The organism is Bacterioplanes sanyensis, from assembly GCF_014652515.1.
GTDB classification, from domain to species: domain Bacteria; phylum Pseudomonadota; class Gammaproteobacteria; order Pseudomonadales; family Oceanobacteraceae; genus Bacterioplanes; species Bacterioplanes sanyensis.
Genome location: NZ_BMYY01000016.1, coordinates 1 through 19,959, shown reverse-complemented (window position 1 = coordinate 19,959; position 19,959 = coordinate 1). Strand labels below are relative to the sequence as shown.

Genomic DNA, 19,959 nt, shown 5'->3' with positions numbered 1-19,959 from the left:
ATCAATCCAGTAATGGCTGATAAATGCCCAGCATTGGGTGATAACACCATTTTTTATTACTATTTGGCAAGTTAAGTCCACCAAAATAGCGACTGGTTTCGGCTATATCTTGATCGAGCTGCTCGGATAAATTCAGCACACAGTGCCGGTAATCGTAATGCCCCAACATACTGATGCCCTTGGCAGGCTCAGCTAGCTTGGTGATTTCAAAGTCATAGCTTTGGTCGCTTTCTTCTTGGTGCTTCGTACTCCACTGGCAGAATCGAATGTCGGCTTGCTCGTCTTCGAGCAGCAGATAAAAATCCTGGCTCGGCATGGACTGACGAAAGCGAGTGTGGCGCTGCAATTCGAAGGTGGTGTGCGCTTGCTTGCGCCACCAAATATCAGCGCTGGTTTTATCACCTCGCTCAGGGTGAGCAAACAAAGTACGTCGCAACTGCCCATGCTCCAGGTCGACTAGGTTATTGCTTGGCTGCGGGTCTGGTCGCTCATGAATCCGCGCATTGGCATTCAGTGGGTTTAACTGCGATGGCGTTAAAATGCTCTCTAACTTGTGTTGCTCCAGTCGCAGGCCGCCGGTTTCACCTTTATCTGCTTCAAAACCCGGTTTGATATAAGCCGGCAAACGCTGCCTAAGAGCACGAATGTTTTGGTTCATCACTAATAAATTTGCGCTAGCTGGCTCATACTCCCGGTGGCGTGAGATGCGCCCGGCCAATTGAATGAGCGATCGCATGGAAGACGGCTCGGCAATGGCCCAGTCGTAATCATGGTCACGCCCGACCTCTGTCACCGCTGTGCCCAACACCACGATAATGTGTTTGTCGTCTGGATGCTGTTGCATCGCCTCTCGCACCACAGGATGCTGCCAAATGGCCTGCTCCTGTTTGCGATTTAATAACGTATCTAAGTCGCTTTCGATGGCAGAGCGCACCGCCAACGGGTGCTGACTGTGATATACGCAATAATGAATACGATAACCAGGCTCAGCCGGCATGGTTAATAAGTGCTGAGCCAGAGCCACCAGCGGGTTAATATTGGCACAGCGAATCAAGCCAACGCTGAGCTGCTGTCCCTGCTCATTGGTGCTGTGGTGCTGCTGGTGTAATTGGTGCAGCTGCCGGTGGCATTCTTGTGCCACGGCACATATAACATCGTGCGCTGTAGCCGACTCAGCTTGAATCGGCAATAGCTGCGCTAGGCGTTTATTTTTGTGCTGATTAAGGTGTTGCATGCGCTGCTGTGCGAACTGGCAATGCGCCTCGCTAAAATCTGCCAATGCGTAATGACTGGAGCTAGCGACATTAAATTCATCAAACCATGCACAGCTAACATTCAACGGCAGACCCGGCTCGCCACAGTTATTTTGATACACCTGCCGACCGGCACAATAAGATTCAAATAAGGCTTGCACCAGGCTGGGCGGCAAGGTGGCCGAGCTTAATAATACCCGACTGCCTAGCATGCCAGCCCAGTTAACCAGCCGAGTCAGCGCTGGTAAATCTTGCAGAGCAAAGTCATCTGGCTCATCAAGAATAAGATCAGAGCTTAATAACCGCAGCATGGGTGCTATTTGCTGACCACCACGGTCGCTCTCGGTGGCGGGCATTAAATGGTCAATGGTGCTAACCAATACCGGCGCGCTGACCAATTTTTGTAGGCGCGGCGAGCGCTGCAACCATTCATCTAGCGGACCACTGATATTACCCTCATAGCTAACGTATTGATCGTCACCAAAAAAATCATCCGCCGATTCCGAGCCAGAATCCCTGCTGTGCTGCAGTTTGTGCAAGGCCTGTACGGCTTGCCCGCCCACCATTACCGCCATGTCTTCATCGTTTAAGCGCAGTAAGGCTTTCATGGCATCGCCAGTTTGCAAGGTTAAGGTGCGTAAACCCAAGGCCACAGAAAAGCGACAGCCCAGTTGCGGATCACTCAGGCCATAAGCAATACGCGCATTGGCAAAGGTTTTACCACGCCCGGTTGAGGCCATATTAATACCAAAAAAGCCGTGCTTTTGACTGTGCTCGCGCAGCGAGCAAGCCAGGTCATAGGCCTTATTTTGCCAAGCAAATGTCGCTGCCGTGGTGCGTTTTTTTAGCTCTGGGTGGCGCGCAATGTGCGGTAAGTTGGTTTTGAGACTGGGCAACAGTCGCGCCATTTGATGGGCGCTGCGGTATACGCCAATCAGGTGTTCATCCAGCTTTTGATTAAACTGCTGGCGTCGCGGGCCATCGCGATGGGTATTGGCGTACACAGGGTAGTTCTCGTCGCTCCAACGGCCCTGGCTGCTCTGGCCAGAATACCAATGGTCCGCCAGCATCAGTTGCAAACGCGCGATGTGCAAAGCAAAAGGGTTTTCCAACCAGTTACGGTGCAGTAACGACGGGTGTTTTAGCGCCCTATCAGCCACACGAGCCACTTTGCCGCACCAGCTGCGACTGTTAATCGGCGTACCGTGCTTACTTTGCCATACCTGCTGCAAGCTTTCTTTTGGCCATTCTTTGTCATGATTGGTTGAGTTCCAACTGCAGGTTATGGCTTTTTCTAAAAATTGTTCAACGTATTTAATGGGCTGTTCTTTGCTACCTTTTGGGCATTGCGGTAGGCGGTGGTGCGTTAATACTAACCAGCCCACAGCTTTAGCCAGTGGCGGTAAATATTTCAGCGGCGAAGACACTGGGTCATCTAGGCCATCTCGCACCAAATGCTGCCATAGCGCTTGCTCATCTTTTGCTGTTAATTGAGTGAGTTTTTGCAGCCATTCCGCATCGTTTTTACAGCCATGGACCAACGCCTCAAACATGCGCAACGAGAGCCACTCATGGCGATACGGCTCATACCCTGGCCCTTTACCCGCCAATTTTTGCTGAAACAATAAGCCCGCCTTGCCAAAGTCATGAAATAGGGCTGCCAAACTGCTGAGCAAAGTAATCACCTCGCCGTGCTGCCATTGGTTTTCATCTTGGCTGCGCAATACATCGCGCTCGGTGGTGTTGGTAGGTACCGCGCCATGAGCATTAAAACGCCGTGGGTTGCCCACTAACCACAGGAGTTCGGTACGGTTTTTACCTCGAATCCAGTGGCAGGCTACGGAAGTGTTGCGCCGGGCCGTTTTTTTTAATAATTTGCGCAGGGTGTTTAGACCCTCTTGGGTAATGGCGGTTTGCCAGGTGCGATCACCACAGCGCTCGGCAAATTGATCGAGAATGCGGCGGGTTTCAGGCAGCGCCCGCTTAGAGCATTGGGATATCAACAGCACATTCATGCGTGCTCTCCGAAGGTTGCTGCCATGGTTTTGAGCTGCTCAATCATAAAATCGAGCACTTCAACTTGCTGAAAATTACGGATGCAAGCTTGGCGAAACTCTTGCTCTTCATGCCCTTGCATGGCGCTGATAAACGCCTGCGGCATCACCAATGCATCTTTCACCATATCTGCCACATCAAACACCAAACCACCGCGGCGGGTTTTGCCATGCAACACGGATAAACCATGAGGCAAACCCAATACCCAGCTAGCTGTGGCTGCTAAGCCGTAGGCCAGGTAATTGCCATGGTCTAAGTAGCGATTGGCTGGGTCTGCCCCTTTGCCACGCTTAACCCGGCTGAAATCGTTGTAACCCGTCGCCTGGCAAACTTGCTGATACAAAGATTTGGTGAGCCGCGCTTCGGCAAGCATTATTTCTTGAATATCTGTTGCCGCTTCTACTTGCTGAGCAAAAGCATCCAGCTTTGAATGCAATAAGGTCGCGATGGGATGAAAATGCTCGCTATCAAATAGCTGAGGGTTGAACCACTGCCTACGGGTATAGTCGATGCGAGTGGTTTGGATAGATTTAGCAGCCGCTAGGCGCTTGTCATCATCTAGCCAAAAGCGCAGCCACTGCTGCAAATATTCGATGGGCCGATACTCACTTTGCGGACTCAAAAACGAGACATCAATGTCGAACTCATTGGCAGAGAACAGAGGCGTACCGCCACCGCCACAAAAGCCGACCATGACACCGGCTTTGGCAAACTCGCGCATGGCCGCCTGAGTAATGGACGTGCCCGTGCCGAGCAATACCGAGCTGGTGTTGGCAATGGGGATATTCCAATACAGTGACTGCTTGCCTTCATCTGTCACGTACTCAACCCGACCACCGTTCACCAGCACGCGACAATGCTGTAGATAATAGATGTTGGCCCGTTTGGAATGCAGGATGGTTTTTAAATCCGATGGTGATAAGTCGTCCATTGCTTTGCTCTCCTGATCAGTCAGCCCTCCCTGGCCACTGTGTCCTTGTACTTCCCTGTCGCGCCTTGTTTACAGCACCCTTTTTTGCTTACGCGGCGCTGACTTCCTGTCTGCCTCCTGCGCTGGCTATTAATACGCAGCTTGACAGGTATCTCAATACTGGATGTTTGCACACGTCAAAAAATCAGACAGTTGCCATGGGCGGTTATTTCGGCAGCCATTGGTCGACAATGCTCTGGCTTTCTGGGCTGAGAATTATTTGCTGTGCCTCTGGACGCTCGCGGTAGCGATCTACCCTTAGTTGTTGCAGCCAATACAGCAACAGTGCCGCGCGCACTCGATAGTGACGCTTTAGGTGCCCATGGGCATCTGGCTCCATGTCGTAGTCTAGGGCGACGGTGCGGCGAATCTCTGGCGCCAGACGAGGGTCGGGCTCAATGCTGAACGACACCCAGGTATGCCAGTGCTGATCGTGCTCACGCAAATGCCGCGCTGGACCTTCGAGGGAAAACACATGGCGAATACGGGTTAAGACAAAATCACAAAAGGTTTGTTTTTTTTCACACCAGGCGCGCACATGCCAGCGGCGACCATCATTAATTAGGGTGTGTGGGCTGATGATGCGCTCTTGATCTTGCAGGCTCGACATACTTGCGTAAGCAATATCGAGGCGCTGGTGTTGCTGAATGGCCTGAATAACAAAACGCACTATGTCTGCACTGGGCTGGCGCTGGCTACCGCCTAGGCTCAGCAAGCTGACATCTGTCGGCAAATCAGACAGGTCGGCGTGAATGGCATCTGGGCTGAGAGCGACGTAGTCATCAAACTGACCGCTACTAAAACGCGGTTGAAAATCCGGGCCAGGTTGGTAACCCCTGATCTTAGGCTCATAAACTAAGTAGTTGGGGCAATAATGCTTGTATTCGTTAATCAGTTTGCTGGCGGTTTGCCGTGTTATCCCCAGTGAACGGGTTAGGTCTTGGGTATTGAGCCGCCCTTGCCATTGGGCGATCAGCTCTATGCGTTTAAATATTTGTTGTTGCTGGTGGCTGAGTGTGGACTGCTCGGGTGCAGTCATCCGGGTATCAAAAGCGTCCATGTCGGCTCCAGTTGCAGGGGCCGGCCTAACATAATAATTTTTTTGTTAGCAAACAATGTCCACAGCAGTCATCTAGTGCCCTGAGTCTGAAGTTCACATGCTTTCAGCAGGCCATCCAAGTGCTCTGGCGAGGCGTGCCTCGCCGGCAATGGTAGCTCCCTTGGCAAGAGGCAGAGCAAAGCCAAGGGGCTTGAAGGGCGCGCCCAAGTAAACGAATGCAAATATGTGCACTTCTGACTCAGGACACCATGAACCAATGCCTGGTACGGTTAGCAAACCACACCAATGACAACATTACCGGCACTTCGACCAGTACGCCCACCACGGTCGCTAAGGCAGCGCCAGAGTGCAAGCCGAATAAGGAAATCGCCACAGCCACGGCCAACTCAAAGAAGTTAGAGGTGCCAATCATGCAGGCTGGCGCGGCAATAGTATGGCTTAGCTTTAACCGCTTGGCGGCCAAATAAGCGATGGCAAATATGCCATAGGTTTGGATCAGCAAAGGAATGGCGATCATGCCAATGACCATGGGCTGTTCGATGATGGTTTGTGCCTGAAAACCAAACAGCAGCACCACCGTTGCCAGCAAACCGATAATGGACCAAGGCTTTAAGGTAGCCATAAACTGATTTAAGCGGCTGTGGTCGTTGCTTTTATCCAGCATTTTTCGGGTAAACATGCCGGCCACCAATGGCAGTACCACATACAATGCAACTGACAATAGCAAGGTTTGCCAGGGCACCTGTATATCACTGATACCGAGTAAAAACGCGGTAATGGGCGCAAAGGCAAACACCATAATGATGTCATTAATGGATACTTGCACCAGCGTGTAGTTTGGGTCGCCCTTGGTCAGCTGACTCCAAACAAACACCATGGCCGTACATGGCGCCACACCCAGTAGAATCATACCGGCGATGTATTCACCCGCCGTTTGCGGATCGACCCAATCGGCAAACACTACACGGAAAAACAGCCAGCCTAATAAGGCCATAGTAAAGGGTTTGATTAACCAGTTAATGGTTAAGGTCAGCACCAGTCCTTTGGGCTTTTTGCCCACATCTTTAATGGAAGAAAAATCCACCTGAATCATCATGGGGTAGATCATCAACCAGATTAATACCGCCACCACCAGGTTAACGTGAGCATATTCCAGCCTGGCAATTTGGCTGAATACCCCAGGTAGCCAGTTACCCAGTAGAACGCCAGCGACAATGCCAAGCGTCACCCATACGGATAAATAACGTTCAAACAAACCCATCACATGGCTCCTACATTGAGCGTTGGTTAACGCGCTGCATCAGTTGCTCGGCCGTTTCTACCCGCTCAGAATAGCGATCAACCAAATAATCGCTGTTGTCACGCGTCAGCAAGGTGAACTTCATCAGCTCTTCCATTACATCCACAATGCGGTTGTAGTAGCCAGATGGCTTCATGCGATTATTTTCATCAAACTCTAAAAACGCTTTCGCCACCGAAGACTGATTGGGGATGGTGATCATGCGCATCCAGCGGCCCAGCACGCGCAGCTGATTGACCACATTAAAGGATTGCGAACCGCCTTCTACCTGCATCACGGCCAAGGTTTTACCTTGAGTTGGACGCACGGCCCCCAACGATAGAGGAATCCAGTCGATTTGGGCTTTCATTATGCCGGTCATGGCACCGTGGCGCTCGGGCGAACACCAGACTTGGCCTTCTGACCACACCACTAAATCACGCAGTTCTTGCACCTTAGCATGTTGGTCATCTGTACTGTCTGGCAAGGGCAACCCCTGCGGATTAAAAATGCGCACCTCGGCTCCCATATTTTCTAACAGCCGCGCGCATTCTTCGATGACTAAGCGGCTAAAAGAACGCTCACGCAATGAGCCGTATAACAGCAGTATGCGTGGCTTATGGGTTGAAAATTGACGTTTAAATTGTGCCGTGGTCGGTATTTGAAATTGCTCCGACTCCACATTAGGCAGGGATTCGTCGTTCGATGGCATAGCTACTCCTAATATGCGTGTCAGTCGCAGCGACTCAGTGGTCGATTAAATCATGCAACGCTGCTGCCCACTGCTCAGGCGGCAATTGGGCAATGGTTTTTAATGGCTGCACTCGGGCCTGAATCAGCTCAATGCAGCGCTGAAACGCTTGAGCTTGCTGTGCGGGAGTGCCTTCAACTTTTGATGGATCTTCAAGCCCCCAGTGCACTTTAATGGTTTGGCCAAACCACAGCGGGCAGCTTTCACCCGCTGCAGAATCGCATACGGTAATCACCACATCCGGCGCAAAGTCTTCAAACTCATGCCAGGACTGGCTTTGCAGCCCGGCCGTGTCGATGCCGGCTTGCTGTAAATATTTAAGCGATAACGGGTGCACTTCACCACTGGGCTGACTACCAGCGCTGCGCGCTTCTATCACGCCTGGTGCTTCTTGGTTGGTAATGGCCTCAGATAAAATGCTGCGGCAGCGATTATGGGTGCAAATATAAAGAATTTTCACGGCAAACCTCAGCAACAGTGGGTGGTGACATATTGGCGCGCGCGAGCTGCATAATCCGGATTTTGCTCTGCCGTCAGCGCTAACACCTGCCGTGCCCAATCAGGCAGCTGCGGGTGCAAGCTGTAATACACCCACTGGCCTTGCCTGCGATCCAGCAGTATGCCGCTCTTGCGCAGCTGCGCCAGGTGACGGGATATTTTGGGTTGCGACTGCTGCAGCGCCGCCATTAAATCGCACACGCACAGCTCGCCCTGCTCGCTAATCAACAGCAAGGATTGCAGCCGAGTGTCATCCGCCAGCGCCTTATAAAACACCAAAGGTGTAAACGCCGACTCGCTGATTTTATTTTGCCCAGCCATCAGCCAGTGCCTCTTGTGTCTGTGTAAGCATCGTCAATCACTCTTTACCGCCGGACTTTTTAATGCCGCACTTTTTAATACCGCAGCGTTGCCGCCGCACACTCTTCCGCCACGCTTGCTGCCCGCATCGACTTGAATATACGATATACCATATATATGGAATTTCATATACAAAAGATCAAATAAGTTCTTAAAAGTGGATCAACCAGACATAAAAAAACCGGCCATAAAGGCCGGTTTTTATTCGCACGGGGCGAGCAGCTTACATCATGCCGCCCATACCGCCCATGCCACCCATGCCGCCCATATCAGGCATTGCAGGAGCGTCGTCTTTTGGCACTTCAGCCACCATGGCTTCGGTGGTGATCATCAGACCAGCAACAGAAGCGGCTGCTTGCAGTGAAGAGCGAGTCACTTTCGCTGGGTCGAGAATACCCATTTCGATCATGTCGCCGTATTCACCGGTTGCTGCGTTAAAGCCAAACGCGCCTTCGCCCGCTTTCACTTTATCGACAACCACTGAGCCTTCGGCACCAGCGTTAGCCGCGATTTGACGAATTGGTGCTTCCATCGCACGCAGTGCCAGAGCGATACCAACGTTTTGATCTTCGTTATCGCCTTCAACCGTGACGTTGGCCAGAGCGCGTACCAGAGCAACACCACCGCCCGCGACAACGCCTTCTTCAACGGCGGCGCGAGTTGCGTGCAGCGCGTCGTCTACGCGGTCTTTTTTCTCTTTCATTTCAACTTCAGAGCCAGCGCCGACTTTGATCACAGCAACACCGCCTGCCAACTTGGCAACGCGCTCTTGCAGTTTTTCTTTGTCGTAGTCTGAAGTAGACGCTTCGATTTCTGCGCGAATTTGATCAACGCGAGCGTTTACGTCAGCTTCAGAACCTGCACCGTCAACGATCACGGTGTTTTCTTTGCTGATCACAACTTTCTTAGCCGTGCCCAGGTGATCCAGAGTGGTGGTTTCCAGAGACATGCCGACTTCTTCAGAAATCACTTGTGCGCCAGTCAGCACAGCGATGTCTTGCAGCATGGCTTTACGACGATCACCAAAGCCTGGTGCTTTAACCGCCGCCACTTTGAAGGTACCGCGCAGGTTGTTCACTACCAGAGTCGCCAGTGCTTGACCTTCAACGTCTTCGGCAACGATCAACAGCGGACGACCAGACTTAGCCACGTTTTCCAGTACTGGAATCAGCTCTTGCAGGTTGTCGACTTTTTTGTCAACCAACAGCAGCAGTGGGTTTTCCAGCTCTGCGGTCATTTTTTCTTGGTTGGTCACAAAGTAAGGTGAGAGGAAGCCGCGGTCGAACTGCATGCCTTCAACCACTTCCAGCTCGTCGTTCAGGCCTTTGCCTTCTTCAACGGTGATCACACCTTCTTTGCCAACTTTTTCCATCGCTTCGGCGATGATTTTGCCAACGGTTTCATCTGCGTTGGCAGAAATCGTACCTACTTGGGCAATGGCTTTGTTGTCTTCACAAGGCTTAGCTTGTGACTTCAGTTGCTCAACCACAGCCGCGGTCGCTTTGTCGATGCCGCGCTTCAGGTCCATTGGGTTCATGCCCGCCGCAACCGCTTTCAGACCTTCGTTAACAATGGCTTGTGCCAGTACGGTCGCGGTGGTGGTGCCGTCACCTGCTTGGTCGTTTGCTTGTGACGCCACTTCTTTAACCATTTGGGCGCCCATGTTCTGGAACTTGTCTTCCAGCTCGATTTCTTTCGCTACAGAGACACCATCTTTAGTAATGGTCGGTGCACCGAAAGATTTTTCCAGAACCACGTTACGGCCTTTAGGGCCCAAGGTTACTTTAACTGCGTTCGCCAGGACGTTAACGCCGTCCAACATTGCCTTGCGGCCTTCATTGCCAAATTTTACTTCTTTAGCTGCCATGATTTTTTCCTTAACTGTATTTAGGTTTCGATGTCACTTGGCTGGATGAATCAAGATTCCAGCACACCATAAATTTCGCTTTCATTCAGAATCAGCAACTCTTCACCGTCGACTTCGATGGTGTTAGAGCCTGAGTATTTGCCGAATACGACGATGTCGCCTTCCTTGACAGCTACAGGGCGGCTTTCACCGTTGTCCAGAACTCGACCAGTACCAACGGCCACGACTTCACCCTGGTTAGGCTTTTCAGCCGCAGAGCCTGGCAATACGATGCCACCAGCAGTGGTTTGCTCTTCTTCCTTGCGACGAACAACGACGCGATCGTGTAAAGGACGGATTTTCATCTGAAGTCTTCTCCAATGTTTGAACCAGTGTTGTGTTGTCGGCTGTGGCGTTCACACCACCGGATGCCGTGCTTGCTAGATAGGGGTGCCAATTTAGATTTCAACACCCCCAATCAAAAAAAATTTATCGTTTTTGCTCTTCGTCTTGGCGCTGATAATCGCCTTCAATCACTCGGCCAGAGGCGTGGGCCTGGTTGTCTTGGCCAGCATGTGGACGCGCTTGCCCCTCATATACATTGCCGCCCATCATCACATTTGGCTTGAGCAACTTCATCGCGCTTTGCAGTAATTTTTTACGCACCCTAGGTACCAACAATGCAAAGCCTAGGGCGTCGGTCACAAACCCTGGGGTTAACAAGGTGGCACCGGCCATAGCCAGTAAAAAACCTTCTGCCAACTCTTCGGCGGGCAAGCTGCCTTGCTCCATCCGTGCGCGGGCACGCATTAAGGTTGCCAAGCCCTGGGCCCGCAGTAAGGTCACACCTACCACGGCGGTCAGCACCACCAAGGCCACGGTTGCCAGAGCACCAATCAAGGAGCCGACCTGAATCAGAACATAAATCTCGAGCAGTGAGACCAAAATAAAGAAGATAAAAAGGGGCACGTATTGCTCCTGCTAACTTGTCGTATTTCTCTAGTTGGGGCCGCTCGCTGAGCAATACAAGGGGCAATGGGTCAACAAGGGTCAGAAGCTACAAGTTTATAAGGCATAAGACTGCCCTTACACGTTTGTTATGTTATAACAATTTTAGTATTGTCTTGTTACCGCTAACGCTCAACGATAAGGAGCCCAACATGAATCTGCTAACCGCCGCGCAACGCGATTGGGCCGGCACCCTATGCTCTGGTTTGTGTTTGTCACACTGCTTATTAACCCCCTTGTTATTGGCCTCTGGGGCGCTGGGCACCTTGGGCGCGGCATTGGCCACCGAAACGATTCACTGGGCACTGCTGGCTCCTGTGTTGCTGTTCGCCGTGCTGAGCTTTCCGGCGGGCGTTAAGCATCATGGTCGCTATTTGCCTGCGATGATTGCTGGCGCGGGCCTGCTGCTGCTGTTGCTTGCATTGCTGGCAGGCGAAACACTGGAAGCTTGGTTAACCGCAGCCGGCGCATTGGCAATGTGGGCAGCCCATGGGTTAAACCGGAGGTGGTCACGTGGCTAATCTGGCTTATTTTCAACGCCCGCTGCGTTGTACCAGCAGCTCGGCATTACTCGGAGACAATGCCAACGTGCTGACGCACATTTATGATGCCGGCATTAATTTGGTGGCGTGGCGGCGCAGCTTGGCCGACGAGGTGGCGGATTACGCGCAATTTCTGGCGTCCGCAGACTGTACTTGGTCGTCACTGCAATGTCGGCTTGAGCCAGAAGCGGCCTTTCAAGCATTGGCCAGAGCATTGCCAGACGCGGCTGGCAAGGCTGCCTTGGTGAGCGATGCCGCTGAGCTGGTCGATATGTTTTGCTGCTTATTTGATTTACCCGCCGCCGGCCTGCGGTTAGCGCTGGTAAACGGCGCCATGTGTCCTAAATTTCATGTAGATAAAGTGCCCTGCCGCTTAGTGACCAGTTACTTGGGGCCGGGCAGTGAATGGTTGTACAACCATCAGGTTGAGCGTTCGCGCATGGGGCACCGCACAGGTGGCAAAGCAGATCGCGATGCTGGCGTGTATCATGACGACGCCGCGGTACAGCAGTTAGCCCAGCATGACGTTGTTTTGCTCAAAGGGGAAAATTGGCTCGGCAACGAAGGCAATGGCGCCGTGCATCGCTCTCCTACACCAGTACCCCCTGCAGCAAGTAGCAGCCGTTTGTTATTAACCTTAGATTTTGCCGATTAATATGAAAACACTGATCTTTCCTTGGGCCATGTCGGCATTGTTAGTGGCGTGGCCCGCAGCAGCTCACGATAAGCATGACCATCATGGCAACTCCCAACGCCACAACGCCCATGAGCATGGCATTGCACGGTTAAACCTAGTGATGCATGACGATACTTTGATGCTGGAGTTGCAGTCGCCGGCAGCCAATATCGTCGGCTTTGAGCATGCCCCGCAAACCGCCGAGCAAAAGCAACAATTGGCACAGGCACAACAGCAGTTGGCACTGCTACCCACCTTGCTTAAATCGCCGCACCGCTGCCAACTTCACCATGCCGATGTTCGCACTCCTGGCATGTCGCCACAGCCTGATGATCATCATCACCATGGCGACTCATCCACCGCAGAGGGCCATGGCGAGTTTCACGCCGACTATGTGCTAAGTTGTGAAGCTATAGAGCTGCTCACCTTTAATTTGATGGCCATGTTTCCCGCTATCCAGCAGCTTGAAGTGCAGTGGATTACGGATAAACACCAAGGCTATCAGCGCCTGACGCCAGCCCAGCCACAATTACGCTTTACCCGCTAACGGGGTTATTCGTAGTAAGGCTCAATGCTATCAACACGCAGTGAATACGCAGCGACGGCCATATCATTTTCGACCAATTGCGTCGATATTTTGCCTTTCACCCAGAAGGCATCCATAAGGGTCGTCAGTTCAAAACCAGGGCTTGAGGTAGAAAAAATGATCTGATTGGGCGGCGGTGGCGGGTAGTGCACACAGGCGCCAAAAAATGGCACTAAAAAAAATTCGGTCACTCGTTGCTGCTCATCGTATTGCAGCGGCACCACAAAGCCAGGAATTCGCACTTGGCGTTGATCAAATTCAGGGCGAATGCGCGTCGATACCAGTGCCTGCTCATAAGGCGTTAGCTCTTTATCACCCTGCAATTGCAACTGCAGCTCGCTGCTGATTTGGTCCGCTAAATCACCCTCGGGCACTTCGTTCAGATTTTCTGGCGGGGCCATCAGCGCCTGTAAATCCTGCTCGGGAATCAGCTCGGTCCATTCAATGGTTTGGTAATCGCTGGCATGAACCGTTGCAAAGCTGCCCCAAGCGAGCCACCAACACAGCATGCTTATTGTTTTGTTGAGCCCTTGCCACATACCCAAGTACCTTATTATTTCATCACAACTATGTTATACCATAACGAAAACAATCGGCTGCGTCTTTGTTTATGATCACCCTTTCACAATTACAACTGGCTTACCAGCAGCGCCCAGTGTTAAACATTTCTCACTGGCGGGTAGAACCAGGGGAGCGCGTCTTAGTGCACGGCCCTTCTGGCAGTGGTAAATCCACCTTGTTGCATGTTCTGGCGGGGTTATTGCTGCCCCAGCAGGGCCGAGTTGAAATACTAGGCCAGACCATCAATCACTGGTCTGGGCGCAAACGCGATGCCTTTCGCGCTCGCCACTTAGGCTTTATTGCCCAGCAGCTGAATTTAATTCCGTATTTAACCGTGTTAGACAATGTTTTGCTCGCCGCACACTTGAGCCAAAGACAGGGCCTACGTCATACGATTAAAGCGCAGGCCGAATCTTTACTGGCTGAGGTAAACCTCGGTGGTGACGTGCTGCAGCAGCCGGCCCATACCCTCAGTTTGGGGCAGCAGCAACGCGTTGCCATTGTGCGGGCGATGATTCATCAGCCCCAAATTATTCTCGCCGATGAGCCGACCTCCGCCCTAGACGACGCTAATCGCGATCAATTTATGCAACAGCTACAACGCCTATGCGAGCAGCAAAATGCCACCTTAGTCATGGTCAGCCATGACCTCAGTCTGATGCCGGCCTTTAGCCGAGTGCAAGCCTTGCATGAGCTGCAAGCACAGGAGAATAACTAATGTTCTGGCGTGTGGTTGTGGCCAGTTTGGCCTATCGTCGCGGCGCGGTATTGCTCAGCATTGTCGCCATCAGCATCAGTGCTTTAACTCTGCTGTCAGTGGAGCACATTCGCCAGCAAGCCCGTCAGGCATTTAGCCAGACCGTCTCCGGCGTCGATTTAATAGTTGGTGCCCGAGGTGGGGATATTAACTTATTGCTGTATTCGGTATTCCACCTGGGCAGTGCCAGTCGCAATATGTCATATCAGAGCTTTGACGCCCTGCAGCAGTCAGCCGATGTCGCTTGGGCCATTCCACTGGCCATGGGTGACTCCCACCGCGGCCATCGTGTGGTGGGTACCAACGCCAACTTTTTTGAGCACTTTCGCTACGGCCAAAAAACGCCGCTGCAATTTCAGCAGGGCCAGGCGTTTAAGCAAACATTTGAAGTCGTTATCGGCGCTCAAGTCGCGCGGAAATTTAACTACCAGGTTGGGGACTCACTGGTCATTTCTCACGGCCTTGGACAGCACAGCTTTCAACAGCACGAACAGCACCCCTTTACCGTGAGCGGTATTTTAGCGCCCACCGGCACGCCCGTAGATAAAGCCCTTTATGTTTCTCTCGCCGGGCTGGAAGCCGCACACCGACCTGCTGGCATGGCGCTGGATGCAGCTATCATACCTGACAGCATCACCGCCACTTTAATAGGGCTGACATCACGCTTAAAAACCTTTCAGGTGCAACGACGCATTAATGAGTACCGCGGCGAGCCACTGATGGCCATTTTACCCGGCGTGACCCTGACACAATTATGGGACAGCCTTAACGTGATGGAAGCCACGCTGCGCACGATTGCTGGGCTGATTTTTGCCGCCGCCTTAATTGGTCTCAGCGCCACCCTGCTCGCCTCCATGCGCGAACGGCGCCAAGAGCTCATCATTATGCGCACGCTTGGTGCTCGACCCAGCTTTATTATTTTATTAATTCAGGCTGAGGTAATGCTAATCGCCACCACGGCCATCGGCATCGCCATATTGCTGCTATGGACGCTGCTCAGCGCCGGCCAAAGTGTCATTATGCAATGGCTGGGGCTGGCCATTAGCAGCGACTTTTTTACTGCCAACGTCGGCCTAACATTGCTAGGATTAGTCGCTGCCAGCGCTATGGTGGCCCTTTACCCCAGCTACCGCGCCTATCGAATGTCACTCGTGGTAAGTTAGCGGCACAGTAATACAACAGATTTAAGGTAACCACAGGGATGAAGATCCAACCAGACTGGGAAGCCATTGTCAGCAGCATCAGCGATGAACTCAGTGATGACGAAATCAACGCCACCTGGCATCAAATAAGCCGCCAATGGTGAGCGTGTGCCGGCAGAGATATTTAAGGCAGAGCACGATGCCATTTTGCAAACAGAGCGCTGGATCATGGACGGTTTCGGCCCCATCAATAACTTTTATCAGCGCCTGCAAGCAGCAGATACGCTTATCTATATCGACTTGCCCTACCCGCTGAGCTACTGGTTTGTGACCAAGCGCTTATTAAAAGCTTTATGGCAACGGCCCGAAGGCTGGCCAGATGGCAGCTCGGTTGTTAAGGGCACGCTGCAAAGCTATAAAACCTTGCGCTTGTGCTCGCGGTTTTGGAACCAAGCACTGGTGCAGCAACTCAATGAGTTGGCAGACGGCAAGTCATTGCACATCATCACCTCAATCAAGCAGCCTAATGGCTTTACTCTTTTACACAACAGCTAGCACAGCAACGTTGAGACAGACGCACTCGCGTTGGTGAATTAGCAGCGGCTGGCTTTTGCCTGCCGCTGCTAACGACCTACGCTCGGTTAAACGTTAAAAGAGTCTAGAGAAATTCCTAACCGGCTGGATTAAGCTCCCGCAAAGCCTGCTCTGCCTTTTTCAGGAAAGCATCATTCACGCCTTCAACCTGGCTGATTTCATTTTCTAAGGCCTCCTGCGCTAACCGCTGAATATCTTCAGGCTTGGTCTTAATTGAGCCTGCCTTATTCGACTGATCGGCCGGATGCTTAAACACACGGAAAGGACCATACCCTTTACTGCTCGGCTCGCTGACCTCATAGCGATCATCATCACCTTTGGGTTTGTTGTCTGGCGTCCTTTCAGCGGTATCAATCCATTGATTTTCCGCAGGAATACGCCTCCTATTGGCGTCCTTATTGGACTGGTTATAGGAGTTACCGTGATAGCTGGTTAACTTGTCATAGTACTTTTCATTCGGGTCAACATCAGCAAGACCATCCCGTTTCACCTTGCTATTAAAGTTCTCGGCATAGCGAGCACGCAGCTCATTTGATGCGGCCATTGTCCCTATTACTTGGTTCTCAGGTAGTCCGCTTGCTGTATTTCCTCCACGAGAGTAGCTCACCAGTCGATTATCAAAGGCATTTAAGTAATCCTTCAAGTGTGCGCTGGGGCCAACCTTTAAATCAACCGTCAAACCCCTTCGGGTACCACCCAAATAGGACTTGGTCATATCCACCATATTGAAAATATGATCTATGCTCGGCTTGCCATCGTCTGGTATTTTATTTAACCAAGTCCGCAGCGTTTCACGCGTATAGTCAAGCTTCGCTTGTGGGCTGGCAGCATCTTCACTAGCGATGCGTTTATCTGAGCTAAGAATATCGTCGAGTTCAATGATATTTGCATCTCCCTCTGCAAGCCCGAGACTTTCAAAGGTATGCTTTTCACCTTTTTTGAAGCGATGGGTATAAATGTTCACTTCTGCGCCCAATGCTCTCCAAGAGTAGATATTGAACTTATCAGCAGCAGATAGCGCTCGATCTCCTAAGAAAACATGGTTAATCGTCACCCGGCCCGTAGCAAATGCCCCGCCACCGCCTTTCACTAACAAGCGTGTCTTACGTTCCAATTGGAAGCTTGTGCCATCGTCTTTGCGTCTGAGCTGCAACTCTGAGCCAGACTTCAGGTAATAAATATTCGCTTCCTCTGTTGCTACGACCTGATGGTATTTTCCTCCCGGGCCATCGGGGGCAACAAACAGCTCGCCGGTCGTGTTTTGCAGCAGACCCGAGTGAGCCCCTGTTGTGACCAACTCCGGCAGATCATCATCAAAGGTATGCGCCAAGCGTCCAGACTGGGCTGGGAACTTATTACCGATCACTACAGGGTAATCATTGCTCACCGTCGGGGCTGGGCCAGTCGTATCGACGTCTGACGAAGACGACGTCTGATTATCCGCCTGTTCATTACCCTTGCCTTGCAACCCTGGGCCTGTTGAATCCGTGGCTGTATCAACATCCTGTTTGGGCAGCGAAGAAATGCCATCATCCTCAGTGGTTACTACCGGAGACGTGTTGCGATTGGGTCTATTCAGCTTTCGTGCGGTATAGATCACAGGTGTTGGCGCTACCATCACGGAAGTGGTAATTAACCCCATAATCGCCAAGCGGCGCTCTTCAGGAGTTCTCGCATTTAACAGCGCTTCAACACCTAGGCCAAATTCGAGCGACTCCGCGCCTGTTCCAAACGCTACCGATGAAATATCAATGGCTCGAACCTTGGTAGATTTAAGAAAAGCTTGTGCAGCTTTGCTGCCGGCTTCTGCCGCTTCATAGGTCGTTTTTCCGGCTTTTAGGGCGGCGTTTTTGGCGGCGTTGCCGACACTGGTGGCCATCCGGCTCGTGCCCAGCGACAGTACGTCTGCTAGACCAGAAGCCATGCTGGTACCAAACGATGTCCAGTTGCCGAGGTGGGCGTGAATTGGCGCAGAAATAAGGCTGCCGACAAAAGGCACAAACTCGACCAGTTCAGCGACACTTGTTAGTGTTCTCTCCAAATTTGTCGACAGCGCTTTAAAGTCATCTTTGTCTGATGCAGCAATGATGTGATCATAAAACCGCTGCCCTCTTTGCTCAACCATGCCCTTAATACCTGGCATTAAATCCAATTGCTCTAATTCGGGTAGCGCATGCGGCTCGGTGATAGAGTTTGAGTGCATCCATGTTTTATACGCATGCTCAAACTCCTCTTCTCTGCCCATTATAATGCTGTACTTCTTGGCTTCTAGAAATTCGTAATGCTTGCGCGCTTCACTGGCAAGCTCTGCCCTCTTTTTTACAAAATAGCTGGGAAGATCTCGCATAAACTCCGGCAATATATCGTAGTTTAAGGAGTGTCTATCACCTTGATGAGTGCGGTTATATGGCTGACCATAATGGCTATCAAAGGCAAGATTAAGATTCATCAAAAACTCTGATTTTTTATCTTCATCCACCACCTCAAGGCCTGCATAGAGCTTATTAATGATCTGCTCTTTGGTGAATCCTTTGCGCTTGCTGTTCGCTCTGAATCCACTTGAGGCAGCGAAGGTGCCACTGTTTTCCCAATACTCTCGCTCTGGTACGAAGGCATCTAAGAACTGATAAAGTGCTCCCTCGTTGGAAAAATGCTGAAAAGCGCTTTTACCCTCCCAGCTGTCCTCCCCCTCGGGAACAGAAGCCAAGGCTGGCAACGACCGGTGAGATACACCCATGGCATCGGCTAGTTCCTGCAAGAACAGAACATCCGGCGTTATTGGGTTATCTTTCAACTTATTCTGTGCATTGGTGATTACAGCAATTCGTTGCTGCTCAATCCAGTAGCTGATTCTATTACCCGCAATGGCAGCCGCTTCTGCCTGGCCTTCTTCACTCAACCCGTAAAAACCCGGAGCTTGCTCCGCCAGCTTATAAGCGGCCGCCAAGAATGTGGGAGACTGGGTTAAATCGTTACCATACTGGCTGGCTTCTTCAAGGATTTTATTCAAAACTTCAGCTTGCTGCTGCTGACCAGCTGGGCTTGCAGGTTGCTCTGCTTCAATGCCCAGCGCCTCTGCATAACTGCTGTTTAACGTGCCAAGCGAATAAACTAAAGGGACCTTTGCCGTTAGCTTCAGGTAATCGATATAGATGTTGCCTTCTCCCTCGGTGAACTCCACATACTCCCTGAACCTTCTATGAAACTCGTCAACACTGCTGGTGATGTAGTTTTCCAGTGTATCAGTTCCATTTACGATATCTGCCTCACTTGCATCCAGATCAATATTCAGACCATAGGTATAGTAATTGTGTTCTCCGTCTCTATCCTGCAACTCTGCTGCAAAGTTAATCCCGCCAGAATTGCGAAGTTGTCGCAAAATATCTTGCTTTTCTGCCTTACTTTTATGTTTGAACTCGTCAAGCAGCTTATTGCGTAACACATCTTTTAAGTCGCTAAGGCGTGAGTAGCGACCAAAATAAGTCCAGTAATCTACCTCCGCCACAATGTCATTGGTAATAACAGGGTCCAAACGCAGACGCTGCTGCTGACCCGTTTCATCTTGTGCATAGGAATACACATCCTGCAAATCAATCCCTGCAGCATAAGTTGGCAATGTGGCTTGCCCCATCGCTAAAAGCATGCAAAAGAGTTTGGTTGGACGGCTTCCCAAAGCCACCAATGACTTCTTACTCATAATAATTAACTCACTTTGTTAGTTTCTGTAAGCGAATGTAAATAGTAGAGAGTTAGCGCTCTTTGATGTATTTAAAAAAAACTATTGGGGGCATAGATATCACCGACGTAAGACCATAATAAATAGACCAAAACGAACACTATCAATAAGAAATTATAAAATATGGTTAAATCCCCATGGCCACATACGTAAATTTGGAAAACTCCGAGTATTTATACGCAACCCCATTCAATCTACAGTACGGAACTAATGCACTCAGACATCGGTAGTGTTCAGAATTCTGTGTCATTTCTTTATCCTATGCAAAAAGAGACGACACATGAC

Annotated in this window: 18 protein-coding genes; 6 read left to right on the top strand and 12 right to left on the bottom strand. The window is 51.2% G+C overall.

The window, feature by feature from the left end; translation table 11 throughout:
- Position 1: 1 nt before the first annotated feature.
- The 10 genes from cas3f to IE090_RS16385 form a co-directional block, all read right to left on the bottom strand.
- Entirely contained in the window at positions 2 to 3,268 is a 3,267-nt protein-coding gene (cas3f, locus tag IE090_RS16430; RefSeq protein WP_189390096.1) for a type I-F CRISPR-associated helicase Cas3f, read from the bottom strand.
- Positions 3,265 to 4,239: a type I-F CRISPR-associated endonuclease Cas1f gene (cas1f, locus tag IE090_RS16425; protein ID WP_189390094.1), complete on the bottom strand. Its 975-nt coding sequence runs from the start codon at positions 4,237 to 4,239 to the stop codon at positions 3,265 to 3,267. The genes cas3f and cas1f overlap by 4 nt, the downstream gene beginning before the upstream one ends.
- A 205-nt stretch (positions 4,240 to 4,444) precedes the next feature.
- Complete coding sequence (locus IE090_RS16420) at positions 4,445 to 5,338, bottom strand: helix-turn-helix transcriptional regulator (RefSeq protein ID WP_189390092.1); 894 nt, start codon at positions 5,336 to 5,338, stop codon at positions 4,445 to 4,447.
- Positions 5,339 to 5,576: 238 nt separating this feature from the next.
- A complete protein-coding gene (gene arsB, locus IE090_RS16415; RefSeq protein WP_189390090.1) occupies positions 5,577 to 6,599 on the bottom strand; it encodes an ACR3 family arsenite efflux transporter in 1,023 nt (340 codons plus the stop codon).
- Positions 6,600 to 6,609: 10 nt separating this feature from the next.
- The gene (arsH, locus tag IE090_RS16410) at positions 6,610 to 7,329 is read right to left on the bottom strand and encodes an arsenical resistance protein ArsH (protein WP_189390088.1); all 720 of its coding nucleotides are present in this window, start codon (positions 7,327 to 7,329) and stop codon (positions 6,610 to 6,612) included.
- A 34-nt stretch (positions 7,330 to 7,363) separates the two neighbouring features.
- Complete coding sequence (locus tag IE090_RS16405; protein ID WP_189390086.1) at positions 7,364 to 7,828, bottom strand: arsenate reductase ArsC; 465 nt, start codon at positions 7,826 to 7,828, stop codon at positions 7,364 to 7,366.
- Positions 7,829 to 7,836: 8 nt separating this feature from the next.
- A complete protein-coding gene (locus IE090_RS16400) occupies positions 7,837 to 8,187 on the bottom strand; it encodes a metalloregulator ArsR/SmtB family transcription factor (protein WP_189390084.1) in 351 nt (116 codons plus the stop codon).
- A 262-nt stretch (positions 8,188 to 8,449) separates the two neighbouring features.
- Positions 8,450 to 10,093, bottom strand: a complete 1,644-nt coding sequence (groL, locus tag IE090_RS16395; protein WP_189390082.1) for a chaperonin GroEL — start codon at positions 10,091 to 10,093, stop codon at positions 8,450 to 8,452.
- A gap of 50 nt (positions 10,094 to 10,143) precedes the next feature.
- On the bottom strand, positions 10,144 to 10,437 hold the full coding sequence (locus IE090_RS16390) for a co-chaperone GroES (RefSeq protein ID WP_189390080.1): 294 nt from the start codon (positions 10,435 to 10,437) through the stop codon (positions 10,144 to 10,146).
- A 124-nt stretch (positions 10,438 to 10,561) separates the two neighbouring features.
- Positions 10,562 to 11,041: an FxsA family protein gene (locus IE090_RS16385; RefSeq protein ID WP_189390078.1), complete on the bottom strand. Its 480-nt coding sequence runs from the start codon at positions 11,039 to 11,041 to the stop codon at positions 10,562 to 10,564.
- 191 nt (positions 11,042 to 11,232) lie between these two features.
- Between IE090_RS16385 and IE090_RS16380 the strand changes: the two genes are divergently transcribed.
- Genes IE090_RS16380 through IE090_RS16370 form a run of 3 tightly spaced genes read left to right on the top strand, consistent with a single transcriptional unit; the run spans position 11,233 to position 12,845 of the window.
- Positions 11,233 to 11,601 carry a MerC domain-containing protein gene (locus tag IE090_RS16380; RefSeq protein WP_189390076.1) on the top strand — a complete coding sequence of 123 codons (369 nt, stop codon included), beginning with the start codon at positions 11,233 to 11,235 and terminating at the stop codon, positions 11,599 to 11,601.
- Positions 11,594 to 12,277 carry a DUF1826 domain-containing protein gene (locus IE090_RS16375; protein WP_229815809.1) on the top strand — a complete coding sequence of 228 codons (684 nt, stop codon included), beginning with the start codon at positions 11,594 to 11,596 and terminating at the stop codon, positions 12,275 to 12,277. The genes IE090_RS16380 and IE090_RS16375 overlap by 8 nt, the downstream gene beginning before the upstream one ends.
- Position 12,278: 1 nt before the next feature.
- Complete coding sequence (locus IE090_RS16370) at positions 12,279 to 12,845, top strand: ZrgA family zinc uptake protein (RefSeq protein ID WP_189390074.1); 567 nt, start codon at positions 12,279 to 12,281, stop codon at positions 12,843 to 12,845.
- A 5-nt stretch (positions 12,846 to 12,850) separates the two neighbouring features.
- Here the strand turns inward: IE090_RS16370 and IE090_RS16365 are convergent, their stop codons facing one another.
- The gene (locus IE090_RS16365) at positions 12,851 to 13,393 is read right to left on the bottom strand and encodes a DUF3299 domain-containing protein (protein ID WP_189390072.1); all 543 of its coding nucleotides are present in this window, start codon (positions 13,391 to 13,393) and stop codon (positions 12,851 to 12,853) included.
- A gap of 101 nt (positions 13,394 to 13,494) precedes the next feature.
- On the opposite strand from IE090_RS16365, the gene IE090_RS16360 reads away from it, so the two are divergent.
- The 3 genes from IE090_RS16360 (at position 13,495) to IE090_RS16350 (ending at position 15,899) form a co-directional block, all read left to right on the top strand.
- Positions 13,495 to 14,163: an ABC transporter ATP-binding protein gene (locus IE090_RS16360; protein ID WP_189390070.1), complete on the top strand. Its 669-nt coding sequence runs from the start codon at positions 13,495 to 13,497 to the stop codon at positions 14,161 to 14,163.
- Positions 14,163 to 15,365 carry an ABC transporter permease gene (locus tag IE090_RS16355; RefSeq protein ID WP_189390068.1) on the top strand — a complete coding sequence of 401 codons (1,203 nt, stop codon included), beginning with the start codon at positions 14,163 to 14,165 and terminating at the stop codon, positions 15,363 to 15,365. The genes IE090_RS16360 and IE090_RS16355 overlap by 1 nt, the downstream gene beginning before the upstream one ends.
- 147 nt (positions 15,366 to 15,512) lie before the next feature.
- Complete coding sequence (locus IE090_RS16350; protein WP_229815808.1) at positions 15,513 to 15,899, top strand: P-loop NTPase family protein; 387 nt, start codon at positions 15,513 to 15,515, stop codon at positions 15,897 to 15,899.
- Positions 15,900 to 16,014: 115 nt separating this feature from the next.
- On the opposite strand, the gene IE090_RS16345 is transcribed toward IE090_RS16350, so the two are convergent.
- Complete coding sequence (locus IE090_RS16345) at positions 16,015 to 19,635, bottom strand: hypothetical protein (RefSeq protein WP_189390066.1); 3,621 nt, start codon at positions 19,633 to 19,635, stop codon at positions 16,015 to 16,017.
- Positions 19,636 to 19,959 lie beyond the last annotated feature (324 nt).

Excerpts from the sequence above, each read along its gene's own strand:
- cas3f (WP_189390096.1), bottom strand. The coding sequence starts at position 3,268 with ATGAATGTGCTGTTGATATCCCAATGCTCTAAGCGGGCGCTGCCTGAA.
- cas1f (WP_189390094.1), bottom strand. The coding sequence starts at position 4,239 with ATGGACGACTTATCACCATCGGATTTAAAAACCATCCTGCATTCCAAA.
- IE090_RS16420 (WP_189390092.1), bottom strand. The coding sequence starts at position 5,338 with ATGGACGCTTTTGATACCCGGATGACTGCACCCGAGCAGTCCACACTC.
- arsB (WP_189390090.1), bottom strand. The coding sequence starts at position 6,599 with ATGGGTTTGTTTGAACGTTATTTATCCGTATGGGTGACGCTTGGCATT.
- arsH (WP_189390088.1), bottom strand. The coding sequence starts at position 7,329 with ATGCCATCGAACGACGAATCCCTGCCTAATGTGGAGTCGGAGCAATTT.
- IE090_RS16400 (WP_189390084.1), bottom strand. The coding sequence starts at position 8,187 with ATGGCTGGGCAAAATAAAATCAGCGAGTCGGCGTTTACACCTTTGGTG.
- groL (WP_189390082.1), bottom strand. The coding sequence starts at position 10,093 with ATGGCAGCTAAAGAAGTAAAATTTGGCAATGAAGGCCGCAAGGCAATG.
- IE090_RS16390 (WP_189390080.1), bottom strand. The coding sequence starts at position 10,437 with ATGAAAATCCGTCCTTTACACGATCGCGTCGTTGTTCGTCGCAAGGAA.
- IE090_RS16380 (WP_189390076.1), top strand. The coding sequence starts at position 11,233 with ATGAATCTGCTAACCGCCGCGCAACGCGATTGGGCCGGCACCCTATGC.
- IE090_RS16370 (WP_189390074.1), top strand. The coding sequence starts at position 12,279 with ATGAAAACACTGATCTTTCCTTGGGCCATGTCGGCATTGTTAGTGGCG.
- IE090_RS16365 (WP_189390072.1), bottom strand. The coding sequence starts at position 13,393 with ATGCTGTGTTGGTGGCTCGCTTGGGGCAGCTTTGCAACGGTTCATGCC.
- IE090_RS16360 (WP_189390070.1), top strand. The coding sequence starts at position 13,495 with ATGATCACCCTTTCACAATTACAACTGGCTTACCAGCAGCGCCCAGTG.
- IE090_RS16355 (WP_189390068.1), top strand. The coding sequence starts at position 14,163 with ATGTTCTGGCGTGTGGTTGTGGCCAGTTTGGCCTATCGTCGCGGCGCG.
- IE090_RS16345 (WP_189390066.1), bottom strand. The coding sequence starts at position 19,635 with ATGAGTAAGAAGTCATTGGTGGCTTTGGGAAGCCGTCCAACCAAACTC.